The organism is Hydrogenovibrio thermophilus (assembly GCF_004028275.1).
Taxonomy (GTDB): domain Bacteria; phylum Pseudomonadota; class Gammaproteobacteria; order Thiomicrospirales; family Thiomicrospiraceae; genus Hydrogenovibrio; species Hydrogenovibrio thermophilus.
Map to the genome: position 1 here is coordinate 1274390 of NZ_CP035033.1, position 14776 is coordinate 1289165.

12 protein-coding genes are annotated in these 14776 nt (G+C 50.5%); 9 read left to right on the forward strand and 3 right to left on the reverse strand.

Going from position 1 to position 14776, the window contains the following annotated elements; all coding sequences use genetic code 11:
• The first annotated feature begins 252 nt into the window (after positions 1-252).
• Positions 253-1611 (forward strand): anti-phage deoxyguanosine triphosphatase, encoded by a 1359-nt coding sequence (locus EPV75_RS05980; protein ID WP_128384790.1) that lies wholly within the window; start codon positions 253-255, stop codon positions 1609-1611.
• Positions 1612-1635: 24 nt separating this feature from the next.
• Here the strand turns inward: EPV75_RS05980 and EPV75_RS05985 are convergent, their stop codons facing one another.
• The 3 genes from EPV75_RS05985 to queG all read right to left on the reverse strand — a co-directional run bounded on the left by EPV75_RS05985 (position 1636) and on the right by queG (position 5167).
• Positions 1636-3801 (reverse strand): bifunctional diguanylate cyclase/phosphodiesterase, encoded by a 2166-nt coding sequence (locus tag EPV75_RS05985; protein WP_128384791.1) that lies wholly within the window; start codon positions 3799-3801, stop codon positions 1636-1638.
• Positions 3764-3913 (reverse strand): hypothetical protein, encoded by a 150-nt coding sequence (locus tag EPV75_RS12240; RefSeq protein WP_192894048.1) that lies wholly within the window; start codon positions 3911-3913, stop codon positions 3764-3766. Before EPV75_RS12240 ends, EPV75_RS05985 begins: the two co-directional genes overlap by 38 nt.
• An 84-nt stretch (positions 3914-3997) precedes the next feature.
• Complete coding sequence (gene queG, locus EPV75_RS05990; protein WP_128384792.1) at positions 3998-5167, reverse strand: tRNA epoxyqueuosine(34) reductase QueG; 1170 nt, start codon at positions 5165-5167, stop codon at positions 3998-4000.
• An 85-nt stretch (positions 5168-5252) separates the two neighbouring features.
• Between queG and tsaE the strand changes: the two genes are divergently transcribed.
• From tsaE to hflC, 8 genes are all read left to right on the forward strand, one after another.
• On the forward strand, positions 5253-5786 hold the full coding sequence (gene tsaE, locus EPV75_RS05995; RefSeq protein WP_128384793.1) for a tRNA (adenosine(37)-N6)-threonylcarbamoyltransferase complex ATPase subunit type 1 TsaE: 534 nt from the start codon (positions 5253-5255) through the stop codon (positions 5784-5786).
• A 126-nt stretch (positions 5787-5912) separates the two neighbouring features.
• Complete coding sequence (locus tag EPV75_RS06000) at positions 5913-7421, forward strand: N-acetylmuramoyl-L-alanine amidase (RefSeq protein WP_225972421.1); 1509 nt, start codon at positions 5913-5915, stop codon at positions 7419-7421.
• Between the two features lie 270 nt (positions 7422-7691).
• On the forward strand, positions 7692-9566 hold the full coding sequence (mutL, locus tag EPV75_RS06005; protein ID WP_128384795.1) for a DNA mismatch repair endonuclease MutL: 1875 nt from the start codon (positions 7692-7694) through the stop codon (positions 9564-9566).
• Between the two features lie 22 nt (positions 9567-9588).
• Positions 9589-10563 (forward strand): tRNA (adenosine(37)-N6)-dimethylallyltransferase MiaA, encoded by a 975-nt coding sequence (gene miaA, locus EPV75_RS06010; protein ID WP_404811345.1) that lies wholly within the window; start codon positions 9589-9591, stop codon positions 10561-10563.
• Positions 10564-10714: 151 nt separating this feature from the next.
• Positions 10715-10987: an RNA chaperone Hfq gene (gene hfq / locus EPV75_RS06015; RefSeq protein WP_029937936.1), complete on the forward strand. Its 273-nt coding sequence runs from the start codon at positions 10715-10717 to the stop codon at positions 10985-10987.
• A gap of 153 nt (positions 10988-11140) precedes the next feature.
• On the forward strand, positions 11141-12445 hold the full coding sequence (hflX, locus tag EPV75_RS06020) for a ribosome rescue GTPase HflX (RefSeq protein ID WP_128384796.1): 1305 nt from the start codon (positions 11141-11143) through the stop codon (positions 12443-12445).
• 145 nt (positions 12446-12590) lie between these two features.
• Complete coding sequence (hflK, locus tag EPV75_RS06025) at positions 12591-13820, forward strand: FtsH protease activity modulator HflK (protein ID WP_029937938.1); 1230 nt, start codon at positions 12591-12593, stop codon at positions 13818-13820.
• A 1-nt stretch (position 13821) separates the two neighbouring features.
• On the forward strand, positions 13822-14676 hold the full coding sequence (gene hflC, locus EPV75_RS06030) for a protease modulator HflC (protein ID WP_029937939.1): 855 nt from the start codon (positions 13822-13824) through the stop codon (positions 14674-14676).
• The last annotated feature ends 100 nt before the right edge of the window (positions 14677-14776 follow it).

Below are 14776 nucleotides of genomic sequence, written 5' to 3' on the forward strand. Positions count from 1 at the left end.
TAACGGAATGAACTTGAAAGCTTAAGTGTATCAAATCCCTCAGGCTTCACAAGTGATTTTACTTATAGTCAAACTAAATGGATGAATGCCGAAAAGGCGTCGAAATGTCAGGGCTGAAATTCGTGGGATGGGCCTTAATTAATTGATTTCGGATGTTTTATTAGAGGTCTGTCCCGGTTTTCAGTATGATAGCGGCATCTGTAAGGCACTTTCGTTTCATTAATCGAATTTATAAAGTTTATAGGAGTCGGCATGCACCGCGCGCTTCAAGAAGAAAAAGATTGGACACAACGTTATACCGATTTTCTGGAAAATCAGGCTTCCCGCGAAGCGCGCATTGTGTATCAACGTGACCGGGCGCGGGTGATTCACTCGGCCTCGTTCCGGCGCTTGCAAGCCAAAACCCAGATTTTCGGTTTGAACGAGTCCGATTTCTATCGCACGCGCTTGACTCATTCGATGGAAGTGGCGCAAATTGGATCAGGTCTGGTGGAACAGCTGATTACGGTCGGCGATGGCAAGGATTATTTGGATTGGCTGCCATCGTTTTATCTGATTGAAGCCATTTGTTTGGCGCATGATTTGGGGCACCCGCCTTACGGTCATGGCGGTGAAGTGGCCTTGAACTATATGATGCGCATGCACGGCGGGTTTGAGGGCAATGCCCAAACCTTACGCATTCTGGCACGCCTGGGAGAATATACGCCGAAAAACGGAATCGATTTGTCACGCCGCGCCACACTGGGGGTTTTGAAATACCCGGCGATTTACGACGAAGTGATTGCGCTGAATGAAGCCTATCAAAGCCAAATGCAGGAACCGGATGCGTTTGACTTTAGAACGCTGGACATGAGCCGTTGGTACCCGCCGAAAGCCAGTGTGTTTTTGGAAGAAAAAGCCCAGTTCGAGTGGGTGCTGGATTTGTTTTCCGACTCCGATAAAGAATTGTTCACGCAATTGAAGCCGAATGATAAAGGGTTCCACAAAACCCAATATAAGGCACTGGATACCACCATTATGGAATTGGCCGATGATATCGCCTATGGTATTCACGATTTGGAAGACGCGGTGGCGATGGGGATGGTGAACCGTGAGCTTTGGCAAGCCGAAGTCATGGAGCACCCGGACTTCAAATGCTACCCATTGTGGGATGAAGTGATGACGGAACGTCTGTTCAGTCCGCGTTCCAAAGACCGTAAGCATGCCATCAGTAAAATGGTCGGCATTATGGTGGAAAGTGTCCATATCGACGAAAACGAAGTGTTCGAACATCCGCTGTTGCGTTATCAGGCCAAGTTGGGTGAAGCGGAAATGACGGTGTTGGAACTGTTGAAAACCTTCGTCTATATCCACGTCATCACCTTGCCGGAAGTAAAAGGCATGGAGTACAAAGGCCAGCTGATTACCTTGGATTTGTTCAAGTCCTTACGCGCCAATCCGCAGGCCTTGTTGCCGCGAAACACCTTTATGAAATACGACCGCGCCGAGTCGGAACGGGATCGTCAAAGGGTGATTTCCGATTACATCGCCGGAATGACCAATACCTATGCATCGCGTATGTATGAGAAGTTTTTTACGGCCTCGCAAGGGTCGATTTTCGACCGTATCTAGAAGGGATTAGGCCAGGGTTTAATTCTAGGAATGGCTTGAAATAAATTCTTCAAGCTGTTTATATTTCAATGGTTTTGATAAATGGTAACCTTGGAATAATTCACATCCATAATCGCATAATTGTTGTAGCTGCTCGAGGGTTTCCACGCCTTCGGCCAGAGTGCGCATGTTCAATTTCTGACCGATTTCGATAATACTTTCCACCAGGCCATGGTCGGATTGTTTGTTCAGCACGTTATCAATAAAACTCTTATCGATTTTCAATTCATCAAAGGGCAGTTTTCGCAGCAGGCTCAAGGATGAGAAGCCGGTTCCGAAGTCGTCGAGCGATAACCAGATGCCACGCCGTTGCAACCGGATCAACAAGTCATGGACGTATTCAAAATCTTCAATGAACAAGGATTCGGTCACTTCAATGGTGAGCAGGTCGGCGGGATAACCATTTTTTTCGATGGCGTCCGTCAGGTCATGATAAAAACCATGGCTCATGAACTGGCGGGCCGAGACATTGAGTGAGAGACGGAAGCGTACGTTATGGTTTTTTTGGAATTCGGCCATACGTCGCAAAGCTGTGTCGAGAATGTAATGACCGAGTTCCGGCATATAGCCGATTTCTTCGGCAATCGGAATGAATTCGGCCGGTGAGATGTCGCCAAATGTCGGGTTTTGCCAGCGTACCAGCGCTTCCACACCGTGCAGTTTTTGACTCCGATCCAACTGAGGTTGATAGACCACGTAGATTTCGTTGTATTTGATGGCCTGGCGGAGCTTGTGTTCCAGGTGGACCTTATGCAAGGTGTTTTGGCGCATGGTTTCGGAAAAGAACTCCACGGCGTTTTTATGCTTTTTGGCATGGTACATCGCCATGTCCGCGCGGCTGAGGATGGTTTTGAGAGTGTCGCCGTCTTGCGGATATTGCGCAATGCCGATGCTGACGCCCAGGTTGAAGCGCATGTCGTCGATATGAAACGGTAGCGAAAGCGACTTGATGAGGCTGTGTGCCAGTACGGACACCTCCTTCGATGTCGAATGCACGATGATGACGAACTCGTCGCCACCGAAACGAATCACCGAATCTTTTTTGTGTAATAGGGATTTGAAACGTTTCGAGACTTCGGTCAAGACCGCATCACCGGTTTCATGCCCGAAGTTGTCGTTGATGTTTTTGAAATTATCCAGATCGAGAAACATCAAACTGTATTCGTGGTTGGGGTTGCTTTCCAATTGGTGTTTGAGTTCGGTGTCCAGATAATAGCGGTTGGGTAAATTGGTGAGCGGGTCGTGCGTGGCCTGATGCAGCAGTCGGGTGCGGGTGCGTTCTTCATAGTTGGCGATGGTTCGGAACAGGGCGTAGGTAATGATGAGCGCAATCAGGAAAAAGGTGCTGTAAGTCATCATCACTCGGCTGAATTCGGGGGTGAGGGTTTTGAGAGGTTGGAACATTGTCACCCACAGATCATAGCGCTGGTTATAGACCACACTGCCTAACATGTTGTTGTTGAAGACTTTCGAGTCCAAGTCGAATGCAAAGGGCGTTGAATAGTGCTTCATTTCTTCCAGAGACAGCCCGTAGCGTTCACGGTAATTGCGTTTCAAGCGCGTCAGCAACTCATCCGACAGCGGGTGCATATAGAACTTTTCATAATCGCTTTTGGGGATGCCGGTCACGAACAGGCGGTAATAGTTCAAGTCGCTGATGATGTCGGCATGGCGGAATTCTTCCAGGCGGAAGTTACTGAGGAAGTTGGCTTCGTCCACTTTCAAGGCGGTGATGATGATGGCAACGACCTTCCCGGTTTCATCACGTAAGGCCTTTCGCATCGGCAGAAGCCAGGTATCAAGCGCGGGGTAATCGTAAGTGCGTCCGAGAATCATTTTTTGGCTGACCAACGCTTTTTGGAAGGAGTCACGGGTGATGTCGCTTTCCAGATAGTTGGTGGTTTTGTCAATGTCCAGGTTGGAACTGAACGCTACCATGTCACCTTGCGGGGTCGCCAAACCGAAACCGGCCAGTACGGGTTTGGCCGCCAGCATTTTGTCGAACAGTTGTTGGGTTTTGGCCAGGTTTTGATAGGTGTGGTTTTCGATGAGCTGTGCGCCGAGCAGGTCGAGTAGCAATTCGTTTTCGACCAGCGTGCTTTGCATGATGTGGTTAAGCAGACTGGTGTCGGCGGAAAGCTCGCGCGTCAAACTCGGCTTTCATGCTGTTGTATTTGGTGACCGATAAAGAAATGAACAATACCACACTGGCGGTGAGGATCAGGTAGAAAAGCCCCCATAGTTTGGAATCAAGACGCTTCATGGATGGTTGAACACCTTCGGTCGATGGTTTGAATCTATCTTATTGGATTTTTTGGGAAAAAGAAATCAGAAGAAACCTGAAAGCTTATTTTGGAAGATAGTATTTTTTCGCTACGGCGGGTTTCAACGGTTTCGGAAAACGGCCAGGCCTGGTGGTTTTGCCGGAAAGGCTCAGGGCGTCTGTTTGGCGTTGCAAGGCCCAGTCGCGGTGTTCCAAGACCAGTTCGGAGTCGCTCGAAAGGTTTTCCAGCACTTGCACAATGCGTTGGCTGAGGTCGGTGTCTTCCAACGCATTCCCCAGTGCGATGCACAGGTTGCGTTGCCATTGTTCAAAGCCGATTCGGCGTATCGGTGAGCCTTCAAATTGGGTTAAAAAATCGGTTTCGTTCCAATCGAGCAGCTCCAATAAGCTGGCGGCGTCGAGCGCGTGTTTGGGTTTAAAGGCGGTTTCTTCGGTGGCTTCGGTGAATTTATTCCAGGGGCAGACCAGCTGACAATCGTCGCAGCCGTAAATACGATTGCCCATTTTTTCACGCAATTCGGGTGCGATGACACCTTTGTATTCGATGGTTAAATAGGAAATGCAGCGGCGGGCATCCACCACGGCGTTATCGACGATGGCCTGTGTCGGGCATTCGTCGATGCAGGCGGTGCAAGGCCCGCAGCCTTGTTTGTCGAATGGCGGGTCGCTCGGCAGTGGCAGGTTGGTGTAAAGCTCGCCCAGGAAAAACCAGGAACCGGCGCGGGGATGAATAATCAGACTGTTTTTACCGATAAAGCCCAGGCCTGCTTTCTCCGCCAGCGGGCGCTCCAACACCGGGGCCGAATCGACAAAAGCCCGGTAGTGGAACGATTCGGCTTTTTCCACCAGTTCGGCTTCAATTTTTGCGGCGAGCTGCTGCAAGCGTTTGCGCATCAGCTTGTGGTAATCCTTGTGCAGCGCATAGCGGGAAACGTACGCCTGGCCGTTGGCTTGCAATTGCTCGACCGGGGAATGGGCGTCCGGGTCGAAATAATTCAATCGGACACTGATGACGCTGACCGTGCCGGGTTCGAGTTCGGCGGGGCGGGTGCGTTTGGTGCCGTGGCGCGCCATATATTCCATGTCGCCGTGGTAATGCTCGCCCAACCAATTGAAATAATCGGCTTCGTACGCAGACAGATCCGTATCGGTGATGCCGACGTCGGCAAAACCGAGCGCCTGGCCCCAGTGTTTAATCTTCTCGGCAAGTTGGTATAATGGCGCTTCCGGCATCTTGAAGAATGGTCTCGCATCGATTGTTTAATAAAACATCCTTTCCGTTCGCCAAGGTCGGTCACAGTCAGGATTGGGGTTGCCAATGGTTCATTCAGAGACACATTCTAGCAAAAACGACGGAACTTCCGAGAAATGCGAATGGCATTTAGCGGATGAAGCCGCCACTCAGGCCTTTGCCGAAGCCTGTGCACAGCTGTGTCTTGACGAATCCGCATTTCAGCCAGGCCTGGTGGTTTATCTGCAAGGCGATTTGGGCGCCGGCAAATCGTTTTTTTCCCGAGCCTTTATCCAATGTTTTCTGCCGAACCAAAAAGTGAAAAGCCCGACCTATACGCTGGTGGAAACCTACCCGACCGAACACGGCCCAATCCTGCATTTCGACCTGTATCGCTTATGCGACCCGGAAGAGCTTGAATTTTTAGCGATTCGCGACTTGATGACGCCACCGTTTATCGCCTTGGTGGAGTGGCCGTCCAAAGGCGTCGGAATTTTGCCGGAAGCGGATTTACGCATTGAATTATCGCCGGACGGCACCGGGCGAAAAATCTCCATAACCCCCATGAAACCAGCTTTTGAAGCGTTTGTCAGAAAACTGACGGAAAAATTGGCACGGTAATTGATTATGACTAGTCACGTGATATTTAAAATACAAAATATAGTGGGTAGTGCCATGATCAGAAAAAATAGCTCCAACATCCTGAGAAACACCATTACGGCGCTTGTTGTCGTTATGGTTATTGTTATGTCATCCACCGCTTGGGCGGCGTCCTTGACCAAAATGCGTTTGGGTCAAGGTACCGATAAAACCCGTGTGGTCTTTGAAATCAAGAAAAACCACCGTTTTGAAATCACCGAGTTGAAGAACCCGGCCCGTATCGTGGTCGATTTCTACAAAGCGGATAACAAACTGACCTTCTCGAAAATGAAATTCCTCGACGCGCGCATCAAAGGGGCGCGCGTCAAAAACCAGTCCAAGCGCACTCGTGTGGTATTGGATTTGCGTGACGACTTTGATTACCGTTATTTCACACTGGCAAAAAACAAGCGCGGTGCCGAGCGTGTGGTCATCGACGTGACTAACGTCAAACAATCGACGGTATTGGCGAAAAAAGCCAAAGCGGAATCCAAGCCGGTTAAAACCATCGCTAAAGTTGAGAAAAGTGCGCCAAAAGCCAAACCAACGCCAGTAACGAAAGTCGCTGTCAAAAAAGCGCCTGAAAAAGCGGTGAAAAAAGTCGCTCAAAAAGAAACCCCGAAAACGGTGAAAAAAGCTACGGTGAAAGTGGCCAAGGTCACGCCGGCGAAAAAAGAAATGTCTACCAATGCTCAGACGCAAAGCCTGTTGAATAAGGACAGTGACATTTTTGCGCCGCAAAATAAAGAATTAGTAGTCGCCATCGATGCCGGACACGGTGGTAAAGACACCGGTGCCATCGGTCACAACAACCTTCGCGAAAAAGACGTGGTGTTGCGATTGGCGAAAAAACTGAAAAAATACATTGATGCCAAACCTGGAATGCGTGCGGTCTTGACGCGTGAAAAGGATGTGTTCATCCCATTGCATAAACGTGTTCGCATCGCTCACCAGAAAGACGCCGACATTTTCTTGTCACTGCACGCAGATGCTTTCCCGAATCCGAAAGCGCGTGGCGGTTCGGTTTATATTTTATCCACGACGGGTGCCAGTAGTGTGATGGCGCGTATTTTGGCGAAATCCGAAAACGCTTCCTTGCAGGATGTGAAGTTGAAAGGGCGTGACGCCGATGTGGCTTTCGTCCTGTCCGATCTGACGCGTTCCGCGAACATCCGTGCCAGCCGTAAACTGGGGCAAGTGATTCTGGGTGAAATGGGGAAAAACGTCCATTTGCATAAAAAATCGGTTCAGTCCGCCAACTTCGCGGTCTTGAAATCAATCGATATGCCATCGCTGTTGATTGAAACGGCGTTCATCTCGAACCCGGGTGAAGCGAGAAAATTGAATTCGGACCGTTTCCAAACACAAATGGCGCGCTCCATCGTCAGCGGCCTGGATCGTTTTGTGAAACGCAACGCCACCAAACCTCGCTGGGGTGAGCAGCTTTACGTTCACTACCGTGTGCAGAAAGGGGATACCTTGTCTGAAATTGCCGAAAACTACAATATTTCCACTTACAAGCTGAAAAAAATCAACAACATCCAAAAAGCGGACCGCCTATACGTTGGCAAAAAACTGCGTATCCCGGTTTCCGAGGATGTGATTGCTTCCTTGTAAACACCGTATTTTAATCAACCCACATTCATTTTTTGAATATCACGTAATATCACGTTCGCCAGGCCCTTCTCAGGGGGCTTGGCATTTTTTTACCAGGCCTGGTCGTTTTTGGGCTTTGCAAACCGGCTTCTTTCGCTTTCAAAACCCCGCTGATAATCCCCGCATAAATCGCTATAATGACGAGCATAAAACCGTCCGAATCCATGAACCGGATTTAGATATCGGATATCGATTACAACGCTTTCATAAACAAACCGACTAAGAATTTTCATGCCGAAAAACAAACCGCAAGACATTGCTTTATTGCCCTCACATCTCGCCGACCAAATCGCCGCCGGGGAAGTGGTGGAAAGACCCGCTTCCGTTGTCAAGGAGCTACTGGAAAACGCGCTCGATTCGGGTGCAACTCAAATCGATATTCAGATTGAAGAAGGGGGCGAAAAGCGCATCGTGGTGTCGGACAACGGCGCCGGCATTCGACAATCGCAATTGCAGTTGGCGGTGAGCCGCCATGCCACCAGTAAAATTCAAACCGCCAAGGATTTGACCGCTGTGGCGACACTGGGCTTTCGCGGTGAGGCTTTGGCGAGTATCGGTTCCGTGTCGCGGTTGACGTTGACCAGCCGTTTCAAAGAGGAAGAAGCCGCCTGGCAACTGCGCGGTGAAGGCGAAGGGAATTGGTCGGAACCGGTACCGGTAGCGCATCCGCAGGGCACGCAAGTGGATGTGCAGGATTTGTTCTTCAACACGCCGGCCCGTAAGAAATTCCTGCGCGCCGCGCGCACCGAGTTTATGCACATTGAACAATTGGTCAAGCGGGTGATGCTCAGCCGTCCGGACGTCACCATTAAATTGACACACAACCAGAAAGTGGTGCGCCATGTGCAGGCCGCATCGGACGAAACGGCTTTGGTCCAGCGCTTAAAACAACTGATGGGCGGCCCTTTTGTGGAACAGAGTCTGGCGCTGGAGTTTGAAGCGCAGGACATTCGTTTGTCGGGCTGGGCGGCCCAAGCCACGTTTAACCGCAGTCAAACCGACATGCAATACGTGTTCGTCAACGGTCGTATCGTGCGGGATCGTTTGCTGTCTTATGCCGTCAAGCAGGCCTATGCCGATGTGTTGTATCACGGTCGGCATCCGGCGTATGTGTTGTTTTTGGAGATTCCGCACGAACTGGTGGACGTGAATGTGCACCCGGCCAAGTATGAAGTGCGTTTTGCCAATGGTCGCTGGGTGTATGACTTTCTGCGCCGTTCGGTTCGGGAAGCGGTGACGCGCCCGGTCGGCGTGTCGGGCGGTCATGCCGAGGCGGCCGCTCCGGTCGGCAAGGCTGGGATAGCATCGGGCCGTTTTGAAGCGACAACGCCAAACGAATCGGCTTATCAGGCGGCGATGCAATTTCAAATCCGTGACACGTCAAACGAGAATGTTTACGGGGTGAACGAGCCGGTGCCGGCCTATGCCATGGAACCGGGCGAGCAATTGATTCGTCAATTTCAAGCGGCGCAAGCCGAGTCGAGTGCGCAAATCGACGCGGCTCGATCGGCGACCCAGCAGCAGCACCCGTTGGGGTATGCCAAGGCGCAAATTCATGGCGTGTTCATTTTGGCGGAAAACGAACAAGGCTTGGTATTGGTGGACATGCACGCCGCACACGAGCGTATTGTGTACGAGCGCATGAAACAGCAATGGACACAAGACCGCTTGGTGTCGCAACCGTTGCTGGTGCCCATCGTGGTGAGTTTGGAAGCGTCGCAAATCGCCATTTGGGACGAGTATCGTGATGAATTGGACAAACTCGGTTTCGAGGCCGAGCCGTTTGGACCGGAACAATTGAAATTGACCCGTGTACCGACATTATTGGCGAAATCCGATGTGGCCCATTTGGTCAACGATATGATTGCCGACTTGGCGGTGGCGGGCGAAACCCGGTTGGTGGAAGAAAAAATCAACCAGATTCTCAGCACCATGGCGTGTCACGGTTCGGTGCGCGCCAACCGTCATTTGACGGTGGATGAAATGAATGCCCTGTTGCGCGATATGGAAGCCACCGAGAGTTCCGCGCAGTGTAACCACGGCCGACCGACCTGGGTGCAGTTGTCGATGGAACAACTCGATGCTTTGTTTATGAGGGGGCAGTAGGGTGAGTGACGTGATGTCGATGGTGCCGGCCTTGAATGTCGAGCGATTAATCGAGCAAAAATGCTGTTTGGCGATTATGGGGCCGACGGCGTCCGGCAAAAGCCGTTTGTCGATGGCTTTGGCCGAGCGTTTGCCGGTGGAAATTATCAGTGTGGATTCCGCATTGATTTACCGTGGCATGGACATCGGTACGGCCAAACCGTCCGCCGAGGAGTTGGCCAAAGTGCCGCATCACCTGATCGATATTCTCGACCCCAGTGAAAGTTATTCCGCCGCCGACTTTGTGGAAGATGTGCATCGCTTGGTGGCGGAAATTTTTGAACGGGGGCGGTTGCCGATGTTGGTGGGCGGTACCATGATGTATTTCAACGCGCTGCAAAAAGGCATGGCGCAACTGCCTTCGGCCGATGAAGCCCTGCGTGCTGAAATTCACCAGGCCTGGCTGGAAGACTCACAAGCCGTGCACGACCGCTTGAAAACGGTGGACCCGGAAGCGGCCGAGCGCATTCATCCGAATGATCCGCAGCGGCTGGTGCGTGCGCTGGAAGTCTATGAAATGACCGGGCGGCCGTTGACCGAATTGCAAAAGGAAGGACAAGGGGCGGGTTTGACGGCTTTCAAGTTGGTCAAGGTGGCTTTGTTGCCGGAAGACCGGGGGCAGTTGCATCAGCAGATTGAGGAACGGTTTCATGCCATGCTGAACGATGGTTTCTTGAAGGAAGCCGAAACCGTTTTTTCGCAACCCGGTTTACACGGTGACCTGCCGGCGATACGCAGTGTCGGTTATCGCCAGGCTTGGTTGTTTTTCGAACAAACCTACGATTATGAAACCTTTGTGGAAAAGAGCATTGTCGCCACTCGACAGCTCGCCAAACGGCAGATTACCTGGCTGCGCAAAGAGACGGATTTACACGTCATCGACCCTTACCACACAAATCTTGACAAAAGTGTGGAGGAGGTTTTAGAGTACTTGGCTAGATGTGATAAAAATGCTTAAATTGAAAAGTGTTTATGTTATTATCTGATTCTTTCAGGGGCGGTAACGAATACACAAGGGCGTTATCATTTTTAGGCCGCTGAAGAGCGAATCCGGCGAATGATTCGTAACACTATAAGAACATAGCTTCATACAAAAATAGGAAATAATCATGGAGACAAAAAAAGTGGCTAAGGCTTTACCAATACAAGATCCATACTTAAACGCGCTGAGAAAAGAAAAAATCAATGTGGCGATTTATCTTGTAAACGGTGTGAAGCTGCAAGGCCGTGTCGATTCTTTCGACCAATTTGTTGTGCTGTTGCGCAGCAATGTGACGCAAATGGTTTATAAGCACGCGATTTCGACCATCGTGCCGGCGCGTGACCCTAAGGCTTATGAATTTGATACGTCGGACGCTTCCGAAGCGAAGCCGGCCGAATAAGATCGAACAAGGCTCCATTGCGGAGCCTGTCCAATATTGTCGTGAAAAACCGGATGCCGTTCGGATAGTCAGGTTTTCACGGATACACTTCGAACCTTTTTTGATCATCACCTCTACACACCTCAAGCGTGCTTGAAAGCAGTCTGTTAACGCATGGAATTATTTGGAAAACTCGAACAGAAGGTACTGGAAAAAGCGATACTGGTACATGTGGATTTTTATCATGAATCCGATCGTGAAGTGCTGGAAGAGTTTTATGAACTGGTGGATTCCGCCGGTGCCGAAGTCAAGGAATTGATTACCACCAAGCGCCAGTCGCCCGACCCGAAATTTTTTATCGGCAAAGGCAAAGCCGAGGAAATTAAGCTCGCGGTGGAAATGCACGAAGCGGATGTGGTGATTGTCAATCATGCGTTGAGCCCGGCTCAGGAACGCAATTTAAGCCAATTTCTTGATTGTCAGGTATTGGACCGAGTCGGTTTGATTCTGGATATTTTCGCGCAACGTGCCCGGTCGCATGAAGGGAAGTTGCAGGTTGAATTGGCACAACTCAAACGTATGTCGACCCGGTTGGTCAAAGGCTGGAGTCACTTGGATCGTCAAGGCGGTATTGGCGCGCGCGGTCCGGGGGAAACCCAGTTGGAAACCGACCGTCGTTTGGTGCAAGGCAAAATCAAACAGCTCGAAGCCCGGATTGAAAAGGTGCGTCAGCAGCGAAATTTGGGGCGCCGTTCGCGTCAGAAATCGGATTTACCGACCGTGACCATTATCGGCTACACCAATGCCGGAAAATCGACCTTGTTCAACCAGATGACGCAAGCGGGTGTGTATGCCGAAGACCGTTTGTTCGCAACATTGGATTCCACTCTGCGTAAGGTGCACCTGCCGGGTGCCGGTCCGGTTATTTTTGCGGACACGGTCGGATTCATCCGGCACATTCCGCATGACTTGGTGGCAGCGTTTCGTTCCACCTTGGAAGAAACCAGCGAAGCCGATTTGCTGATTCACTTGGTGGATGCCGCCGATCCGCACCGCGCCGAAAAAATGGCGGATGTGGCCGAGGTCATTAAAGAAGTCGGTGCTGAAGAAGTGCCGCAGTTGCTGGTGTTCAATAAAATCGACCGCTTGGAACCAGTGGTGGCGCCGCATGTGGATTTAAATGATGAAGGCTTGCCGGAGCGGGTTTGGATTTCCGCGCGTGAGCAATCGGGCATCGAATTAATGATGGATGCCGTGGCGGCTTATTTCCGCGGGCGGTTTCTGACGGTTCGGCTGGTGCTGGATGTTAAAGCGGGCAAGCGTCGTTCCGAGCTGTATACCTTGGGCACCATTTTGGAAGAAGGGTTCGATGAGGCCGGTAACAGCGTCTTCAAGATGTCTTTGACCGAGATGGAGTCCGAGCAGATTCAAAAGTGGGATGAAATCCTCGAATATCAAGTGATAACGTCGAAAAACTGACGGCTTTGTCCGCTTTTCAATGCATGGATTCAAAAACCATGTCCAATTAAATAAATTAATCCCGAAGCCAAGGGGATTAATTGATGACATTTCGTTCGATAAAATTTAAAATGACGCACTGATTTTCAATTTTCTGGAGAAAATAATGGCGTGGAATGAGCCGGGAAAACCTGGACAAGACCCATGGGGCAACTCGGGGAACAACAACCGTCCTAATAATTCAAGAAAACCGAATGGATCGAACCAGGATCCGGACTTGAAGGAAGCCTTAAAAAAAGCCCAGGAATTTTTAGGCGGCACGGGCGATAAGTTCGGTGGCGCCAAAGGAACCGGTTTGATTGTCATCGTATTGATTGCGCTTTGGTTATTGAGCGGCATCTATACGGTCGACTCTCCTGAAAGAGGGGTGGTCAAACGTTTTGGGGCCTACACTCATGAAACCACGGCCGGTCTGCACTGGCACTTGCCTTGGCCGATCGAAACCGTCACCTTGGTGAATGTGGATCGTATTCGTACGGCTGAAATCGGTTACCGTTCCGACAGCCGCAACCGCAACGGCAGTGTGCCGTCCGAAGCCTTGATGCTGACCAAAGACGAGAACATCGTCGACATTCGTATCGCCGTTCAGTACAAAGTCAGTGACGCGAAAAAATATCTGTTCGACGTCGCCGCACCGGATATCACCATGCGTGATTTGACCGAGAGTGCGCTGAGAGAAATTGTCGGCCGAAATACCATGGACTTCGTATTGACCGAAGGGCGGGATGAAGTGGTGTCCAAAGTACGCGCGTTAACGCAGGAAAACCTGGATGCCTACAACACCGGCTTAGTGATTACCTCCTTGAACTTGCAGGATGCCCAACCACCTGAACAGGTTCAGTCCGCGTTCGCGGATGTGGTCAAGGCGCGAGAAGACAGAGAGCGTTTGATCAACGAAGCGGAAGCTTATTCAAATGACATTTTGCCGAAAGCGCGTGGTCAAGCCGCTCGTCAAATCGAAGAAGCCCGTGCTTATCATGATGAAGTCATCGCACGTGCTACCGGTCAGGCCAGCCGTTTCGAAAGCATTATGGCGGAATACAAAAAAGCGCCACGCGTGACGCGTGAGCGTTTGTATCTGGATGCCATCACTAACGTGTTCAGTTCGACTTCGAAAGTCTTCGTCGCGGCCGACAGTGGCACCAATTTATTGTACCTACCGTTGGATAAGATGATGTCCGGCCAAGGCAATAATGTACCGTTCAAAGTACCGGACGATGTGTCGTCTCAATCGGGCACTGGTTCGTCCAGTAGCAGCAACAGCGGTTCGGCTTCTAACCGGAACCCGTCGCAAAACAACATTCGTGACTACTTGAGAACAAGGGAGCTTCGCTAAGATGAAATCCGTTATTACTATTTTTATCGCGGCTGTCCTGTTTATTGGCAGTAATGCCTTGTTTACCGTCCAGCAAGGTCAAACCGCACTGGTTTTCCGTTTCGGTGAAATCGTCGATGATAACTTGAAGCCTGGGTTGCATTTCAAAACACCTTTCGTCAACAACGTGCGTTTGTTTGACGCCCGTTTGCAGACATTGGATGCTGAGCCGGAGCGTTACTTGACGAGTGAAAAGAAAAACCTATTGGTGGATTCGTTTGTTGAGTGGCGTATCAGTGATGCCAAGAAGTTCTATACTGCCATGAACGGTGATATCCGTTTGGCGAATTTGCGTTTGGCGCAAATCATCAAAGATGGCTTGCGTGCCGAATTCGGGAGCCGTACCGTTCAGGAAGTGATTTCTCAGGACCGTCGCGTGATTGTGAAAGAAATCCAAGCGAACACAGGTGAATCGGTCAGTAACTTTGGTATCGACATTGTTGACGTTAAGATCAAACGGGTCGACTTGCCGCAAGACGTCAGTGATTCGGTGTATCAACGTATGGAAGCCGAACGTAACCGTGTGGCGAAAGACTTGCGTTCGCAAGGTTCTGAAGCGGCCGAGCGTATTCGAGCCGATGCCGATCGTCAAAGAACGATTATTTTGGCGGATGCTTACCGTGATGCCGAAAAAGTGCGCGGTGAAGGGGATGGAACTGCCGCCGATATTTATGCCAAAGCTTATTCCAAGGATCCGGATTTCTACGCATTCTATCAAAGCCTGAATGCCTATCAGCAGTCCTTCAACAATAAGATGGACATGATGGTGGTGGATCCGAAGTCCGATTTCTTCAAATTCTTCAACCAGCAGAAATAATCGAATGGTTGAACCGAAAACAATTTGATGTGACATAAAGGTGGTTCAGTCCACCTTTTTTATGCCTTCTCGACAGTCGGTTTCGGGAAGATGGGAGCGG

Excerpts from the sequence above, each read along its gene's own strand:
- tsaE (WP_128384793.1), top strand. The coding sequence starts at position 5,253 with ATGGTTCATTCAGAGACACATTCTAGCAAAAACGACGGAACTTCCGAG.
- queG (WP_128384792.1), bottom strand. The coding sequence starts at position 5,167 with ATGCCGGAAGCGCCATTATACCAACTTGCCGAGAAGATTAAACACTGG.
- mutL (WP_128384795.1), top strand. The coding sequence starts at position 7,692 with ATGCCGAAAAACAAACCGCAAGACATTGCTTTATTGCCCTCACATCTC.
- hflC (WP_029937939.1), top strand. The coding sequence starts at position 13,822 with ATGAAATCCGTTATTACTATTTTTATCGCGGCTGTCCTGTTTATTGGC.
- EPV75_RS12240 (WP_192894048.1), bottom strand. The coding sequence starts at position 3,913 with ATGAAGCGTCTTGATTCCAAACTATGGGGGCTTTTCTACCTGATCCTC.
- hflX (WP_128384796.1), top strand. The coding sequence starts at position 11,141 with ATGGAATTATTTGGAAAACTCGAACAGAAGGTACTGGAAAAAGCGATA.
- hfq (WP_029937936.1), top strand. The coding sequence starts at position 10,715 with ATGGAGACAAAAAAAGTGGCTAAGGCTTTACCAATACAAGATCCATAC.
- EPV75_RS05980 (WP_128384790.1), top strand. The coding sequence starts at position 253 with ATGCACCGCGCGCTTCAAGAAGAAAAAGATTGGACACAACGTTATACC.
- hflK (WP_029937938.1), top strand. The coding sequence starts at position 12,591 with ATGGCGTGGAATGAGCCGGGAAAACCTGGACAAGACCCATGGGGCAAC.
- EPV75_RS06000 (WP_225972421.1), top strand. The coding sequence starts at position 5,913 with ATGTCATCCACCGCTTGGGCGGCGTCCTTGACCAAAATGCGTTTGGGT.